General features: G+C 45.9%; 6 protein-coding genes. 1 reads left to right on the top strand and 5 read right to left on the bottom strand.

Annotation, left to right across the window (positions count from 1 at the left end; genetic code table 11):
- Positions 1–11 precede the first annotated feature (11 nt).
- A complete protein-coding gene (locus AB7S66_RS10705; RefSeq protein WP_428519815.1) occupies positions 12–176 on the top strand; it encodes a Gfo/Idh/MocA family oxidoreductase in 165 nt (54 codons plus the stop codon).
- Positions 177–243: 67 nt separating this feature from the next.
- Here the strand turns inward: AB7S66_RS10705 and AB7S66_RS10700 are convergent, their stop codons facing one another.
- From AB7S66_RS10700 to AB7S66_RS10680, 5 genes are all read right to left on the bottom strand, one after another.
- A complete protein-coding gene (locus AB7S66_RS10700) occupies positions 244–1,230 on the bottom strand; it encodes an ADP-ribosylglycohydrolase family protein (RefSeq protein WP_428519862.1) in 987 nt (328 codons plus the stop codon).
- Between the two features lie 3 nt (positions 1,231–1,233).
- Entirely contained in the window at positions 1,234–3,321 is a 2,088-nt protein-coding gene (locus AB7S66_RS10695; protein WP_428519860.1) for an ADP-ribosylglycohydrolase family protein, read from the bottom strand.
- Positions 3,322–3,381: 60 nt separating this feature from the next.
- Positions 3,382–4,845 (bottom strand): extracellular solute-binding protein, encoded by a 1,464-nt coding sequence (locus tag AB7S66_RS10690; protein WP_428519858.1) that lies wholly within the window; start codon positions 4,843–4,845, stop codon positions 3,382–3,384.
- 26 nt (positions 4,846–4,871) lie between these two features.
- Positions 4,872–5,516 carry a carbohydrate ABC transporter permease gene (locus AB7S66_RS10685; protein WP_428519856.1) on the bottom strand — a complete coding sequence of 215 codons (645 nt, stop codon included), beginning with the start codon at positions 5,514–5,516 and terminating at the stop codon, positions 4,872–4,874.
- 245 nt (positions 5,517–5,761) lie between these two features.
- A partial coding sequence (locus tag AB7S66_RS10680; protein ID WP_428519854.1) for an ABC transporter permease subunit occupies positions 5,762–6,431 on the bottom strand: 670 nt, incomplete at its 5' end.

The raw sequence follows: 6,431 nt of genomic DNA, 5'->3' as shown, positions 1-6,431 counted from the left end.
TCTTCAACTCGATCGACCCTGTTGCCTACTTCTTTACGCTGCAGATTGAGAACTTCACCCAGGCACTCTTGCAGAAAGGCCCTCTCATCTCCTCTGGAGAGGAAGGAAGGGAGACCGTCAAGCTGATTGAAGGCATGTACAGGAGCCAGAGAGAAGGGAAACCGGTAAGGTATTAGACAGAAAGCCAAACTGGAGAAATTCCCACCATACCCCCCCTTTCAGTCGAGAGGGGGGTATTCTACATTACCTAATCAAATCTGCCAATTGTTCACCCATTGCCACGATGTCTATCCCCTTGGTGAACTGGAGACAGGTTCCAGAGGGATACCGTACTTTCTCCACCCAGTGTTTCGGAATAGCAGAAAGGCCATACTTTGCTCCTAAGATTGCTCCAGCTACTGCTCCGATGGTATCAGCATCCCTCGCAAAATTTCCCGCAAGTACCAACCCAGGCTTGAAGTCACTGTGTTCCAGTTTCAGACAAGCAAAGGCTGCGGGAATAGCCTCTGCAGTGGTTGCCCAGGTGCTGGCACGGATCTCATCATGCAGCTGCATCCAGGAATTCAGTATACTTCCGTCCGCTTCTTCAATGATGGAAAAAGCCCGTTTCATATTATGATAAAGCCAGCTATCTGATGGTATTTGGGAGAGAGCAGCATCGAAAATTTCCTCGAAACTTCCGTCAACCATGGCCACAGCTACAGCCGCCGCTACAGCCTGTGCACCCCAGACCCCATCTCCAAAATGACTGATAGTTGCATCAATTTCTGCCATCTTTGCTGCTTCTTCGGGCTCTCCTGCACAGATTATCCCAACAGGAGGAATTCTCATAGCTGTACCATCACTCATATGAAAGGTGTTGAATTTTCCGCTCTGGGGAGGCCTCAGCCCTCTACGAAGATTGATTGCTGCTGCTATCTCACTTGCACCACCCCGTTTGAATTCATCTTGCACAACAACATCCTCAAACCAGGCAGCTACAACATCATCAGTGGTTAGTTTACCATCACAGGCAATCAATGTTTTTGCGGTAAGAAGTGCGAATTCTGTATCATCGGTACTCCAAGTAGCCCCTGCATTGAAGTCAGTGATAAATCCATAGCCCTCCCGGTTCGCCTGCATCCGGGCAGCATCTCCGAAAGAGTCTCCGACAGCTAGCCCGACAAGACCCCCCACAGCACGGTCACGAACAAGAGTCCTATCTTCTACAAACTGAGCACGCCTCATCATTTCCTATATCTCCTTTACTTCCAGATTCCCAAATCCAACTCTGGCACGTTCATACGTGGCATACCCAACCATACCATGGGCAAACGTTGAGTCTTCTACAGTGAATGTCTTGTATCCTGAAATGTCCAATTGCAGTATCTCACCTTTTGCTTTGAATTGAAGCTCATAGACAGATTCCTCCAATGGTGTTCCTTCTCTGGTGAGAAGAGGCTTCAACACCCCTTTCTCCTTTTTGAAAAGACCTACATGCCCAGCATAGAATCCTCCATAATAACCTCTTTGGGCTCCCTGCACACGTAGGCTTATCAATGCTGATTTGCCACTATGGCAGATTGCAGATCCCTTCAGCAATACGTCCTTTGTGTAGTAATTACCGGTCATCGCATCGGCAAAATCGAGCGTCATGGCCTCCATCCAAGTCCTGTTCTCTCCATCCTTGACGAGTTCCCAAGCGCCATGGTTATGACTGAATGGAATGATCGACTGAAACTCCTTGCATTGTTTTGATAGATCAATATGATAATGAGCATTTCCCTCACACACAAAGGAGTATACATGCAATGACCCAAAATCTCTGTTCTTGGCAGGGGAATTTGCTTCAAAGAGCAATCCGATCTCATCAATCATAGCCCCCCCAAGTTCGGGAAGCACACAGGAAACGGTATGCTTCTCCTCATCATAGATTACCTTTGAGTCGAGCATCACAACATCTTCATCCCAAGTATTACGTACATAAGGGCTGATCATTACCGACTCCCCACTGAACTTCTCAAGTTGGTAGGTCATCGTTAGGGTCTGCCCTGCATATACTGTGGGTGAAAACACCGGCATGTATCGTTCATCATCAAAGTCTTTCCTTCTGTAGAAGGGTTTGTAGTAGAGTCGACAACTCTGGGGTCGACTCATTCTGTTGTACACCATCTCCAGGGAACCGCTTTTATTCACCGTCATACAGAGATTAGGATTGGAGACACGAAACCCATGGGTAGAACCTGGAAGTGCGAAATCAAAGTCCACAGTCCCATCTCTGAGACTGCAATCCTTCGGTACACCCCTCCTATGCATACGATGGGAAAGCGCACACAGGTGCTTGACATAGGTTGGGATGTCAAGAATATTCAGATACCCGGAAACTCCGGAAAGCACCAGAAAATCATTGATTGGTTTTCTGTAGTGATCTTCTACACAATCCAACCCACCAGCGACCCCAAGGATTGATCCAACATTTCCTGCATTGCAATCCGTATCCCAACCTGCCATGGTGGCAATCTCCACACCTCGGCTGAGCGTCTTCCCATAAAGAAGCGCCATGATACATACCCCTGCATTGGGAATAATGTGGCAAACACCCGGATATCTATCATATCCCCATTCATTTTGAAGATAGCGCAAACATAATTTCCAATCATTGGGATGTGTTGCATGAAAGGCTCTAACTGCTGTAACCACATTAGCATATATTGATTGGCTGTCAATTTCACTCATTGCAGCATCAAGAATGGCATTCACATCATCAGTCTCAAAAGCCTTTGCTATTGCCGCTGCAATAAAGGCCGCACCTTCCAGACCTTCCCCATCATGGGAAACACTGGCAGCGGTCCTTGCATAAGCAGATGCAGTGGTCGGTTCACCTGGACACAAAAACCCCCACGTATCAATAAAAATCTGACCACCGATTTGTTCAGCAAGTGTTTTTCCATTTATATGGATGGATCCTGATTGTGGTGCAGGAATCCCAGCTTTCAAATTAAGATAGGCGGTATGTTCAGTACTGACACCATAGCCGCCCCACCAAAACATCCCTATCCCTTCTCGTGCATAGTTCAACCATGCTTCAGCCACATCGGATGGCTGCAACTCTTCCGATTTGCTTACATCAAGCAAGGAACGAAGGAAGAATACAGGACCATTGGCATCATCATCAGCCGCAAAATTCTTAAATTCTTTCACATACGAATGAATATCTCCATAAAAACGCTCAATACGTTCACTGCTCCAGTGACTTGGTTCCACTGGTGCTCCGAGACGAATGCCGATATTCATTCCAAGAAACCCGGCATAGAGACGGTTGAGATATGCTGAAGTATTCATGATAATTCCTCATTCAACACGGACGGGAGCAAAGGCCCCCGTCCTCTGGTACATTCATTTTTACAATACCGTTGCAAGGTAGTCACTGATCTTTTGGCCACCTGCAGCATTCCACTTCTCGACAAACTCATCAAAATCGGAGACTGGTCTCACGCCACGAATGATGTCTGTAGAATACTCTCGATACAGCTTGTCCATCGCATCCTTCAGGGGCAACAAGTCCTCAGGAAGCAGAACATTTGTATCTGGAGCAAAATACTCCGTTGCAGCATCGAGAGAATCAAGAGCAGCCGGAGAGAGGATTTCCCCTTCTACTTTTGAAGTATCAAGTCCATTCATGGTTGGCCAGAATTTTGCCCACCAAGAGGGGAATCTTTCAGTCAGTACGTACTTGCCATCCTCCATTTCATAGTGGATGCCCTCAAGCCCCAACTTATCCAGAATACGACCCTCAGGACCTGCCATGTACTCGAGCACTGCCCATGCAACATCCTTAACCTCAGAGTAAGCATTGATGGCGAACCCACGACTTTCCTTGGTGACATCTATGCTCTGATATGCTTGACTGACACCCTTGGCAGGAGGTAATACAGTCAACCCCACGCCTTGTGTGTCCTTCATCTTGTTATTATACACGTTGACCACATCACCTGAGGTCCCTGAGACAAAAGCAGCAGAACCTTCATAGAAAGCCTGTTCCATGGTTTCCCAAGTCTTGGTCACGTATTCATTATCAAGAAGTCCTTCACGATACAGCTTTGCATAGAAAGCCAACTTGTTTTTATTTGCTTCTGTTGCTACAGAATAAACCCACTTGCCATTCTCCTGTACGATGGTGGCTGTAACCCCAAAGGCATGGTTGAAAACCGAATCGAGTTTCAAAATGCCTCCATCGGTGGTAATTGCCCATTTTGCCATGCCTGTGTCCTTGATTTCCTTGAACATTGCATAGTAATTATCCACCGTAGGATTCTCAAGCAAGGCCTTGCTACTCTTCAGCTGAGCAAACCAATCAGACCGCATCACAGGAATCTGGACACGAGCAGGGGCCAACCACATCAAGTAGGGGTAGTTTGCCATCGCGGCTTTGTTATGGTCGGCCATGATAGCTTTAACATTGGTTGATTTTTCAACGTAAGGAGTTAAATCTTCAAGCAAACCTTCTTGGGCCAATGGCTGGTCATTACCCTGAAAATAGATTAGATCTGGGTTGATCTGGCCTGTTCTGAAAGCAATGGGAACAACCGTAGCATACGACCCGGTCGGAGCTGAAAGAATGACCAAGTCAACGTATGTTCCTTGTGCTGCCATTCCCTCCTCAATCTTCTTCTCCAATATACCCAACTGTTCACCATCGGTAATGGGATCAACATCCTTACAGAGATACGTCACCGTTACCGGGTTCTCTGTAGTTCCAATACCACCTACAACTGAAGCAGGAGCTGCCTCTTTACCTCCTGCTGCAAACAGCATTGAAGCTGAAAGCAACATTACCAATACTAATACTACACCTTTTGTTTTCATAAAAACCTCCTTGGTTTTCTCAATACTTATTCTTTGATCCCACCCGAAAGAATATCTTTCGCATAGAACCGTAATACAAAGGGATAAATGATCAAAATCGGAATGATTGCCACAATGATGGTTGCTCCCTTGAGTGCACTGTAATCTGCACGGGCGAGAGCATTGTAGTCAAAGACATTCTGTTGTCCGAGAATGGACACCGTATCCCCAAGAACTACAAACTGACGGAGAACCACTTGCAGCACGGTGTCTGTGGATTTTCTGGTCAGATAGATTCCCGCTCGGAAATACTCATTCCAACGGACCACTGCATAGAACATAGTGATGGTAGCAACCCCTGCCTTACTAAGGGGGTAGAAAATACGCATCAGCATCTGGATATGGTTTGCCCCATCTATAGTCGCAGCTTCCACAATTGATTGAGGAACTTTCTCAAAATAGCGCATCATGATGACCAGATAGTAAACATTGACTGCGGTAACAAGTATCACTGACCACTTGCTTCCCATAAGACCGAGTTTCTGCACAACTATGTACTCAGGGACCAATCCAGGATCAAACAACATCATAATGATCAAAAAGACCATTATCGGCCGCTTCAAGGTGAGATTTGGCCTCGTCAACACATAGGCAGCTGTTGTGGTAAGCGAGATGTTGATGATGGTTCCCACCACAGTTATTATGATCGAGTTAATCAGTGAAGGTACAAGAATTGGATGGCTGAACACTATACGATAGTTCAAAAAGTCCAATTCTTGGGGAAGAATCTTCAGACCCCCCATCGATATTGAACGTGTGGGACTGGACAGAGATTTTGCCAAGATATTCAACAAGGGAACAAGCATTGTCAGCGTTAATGCAAAAAGTAGCAGTGCTAATAAAACTTGGGAAATTGAAATCCGTTTTCTTATGAACATCACCACACCCCCGAACCTGTAAGTTTCTTGGAGAATACATGGGTAACCCAAACTAAAAACACTCCAACTATGCCTTTGATCAGGCTGACGGCTGTTGCCAAGGAGTACTGACCTCCCTCGATACCTATGCGATAAATATAGGTATCCAAGATGTCGATGGTACTCTCAACTGCCTGATTTGAAAAATTGAAAACCTGATCAAATCCTGCGTTCAGAAAGAATCCTAGGTTAAGAATGAACATGGTAATCATCGGAGTGATAAGAGCAGGGAGGATGATGTTTCTAATGATCTGCATTCGGCTGGCACCATCAATCTGTGCTGCTTCATACAAGGAAGGATTGATGGCCAAGATTGCTGTATAGAAAATGATTGAATCCCATCCAAGGCTTCTCCAAGCCTCACAAATCATCAATATCCAACGGATTTTGCTCCGATCAGTCATGAAATCAACCGCCTCTCCCCCAAAAAACGTAACGATTTGGTTTACCGATCCAGCAAGAGAGAGTGAATTGATCCAGATACCTGCGATAACAACCCAAGAGAGGAAGTGAGGAAGGTAGGATACAACCTGTACATATTTTCTGAATCGCCAGGACCGCACTTCATTAAGCATGAGTGCGAATACAACAAAGAAAGGAAACAGCAAGACATATTTCATAAAACTGATG

It is taken from the genome of Sphaerochaeta sp., from assembly GCF_050178175.1.
In the GTDB taxonomy this organism is placed as follows: Bacteria; Spirochaetota; Spirochaetia; order Sphaerochaetales; family Sphaerochaetaceae; genus Sphaerochaeta.
Note: the sequence above shows the minus strand (reverse complement) of the source record. Positions and strands in the feature narration are given on the sequence as shown.

Coding starts and splice junctions, on each gene's coding strand:
- AB7S66_RS10700 (WP_428519862.1), bottom strand. CDS start 1,230: ATGATGAGGCGTGCTCAGTTTGTAGAAGATAGGACTCTTGTTCGTGAC.
- AB7S66_RS10695 (WP_428519860.1), bottom strand. CDS start 3,321: ATGAATACTTCAGCATATCTCAACCGTCTCTATGCCGGGTTTCTTGGA.
- AB7S66_RS10690 (WP_428519858.1), bottom strand. CDS start 4,845: ATGAAAACAAAAGGTGTAGTATTAGTATTGGTAATGTTGCTTTCAGCT.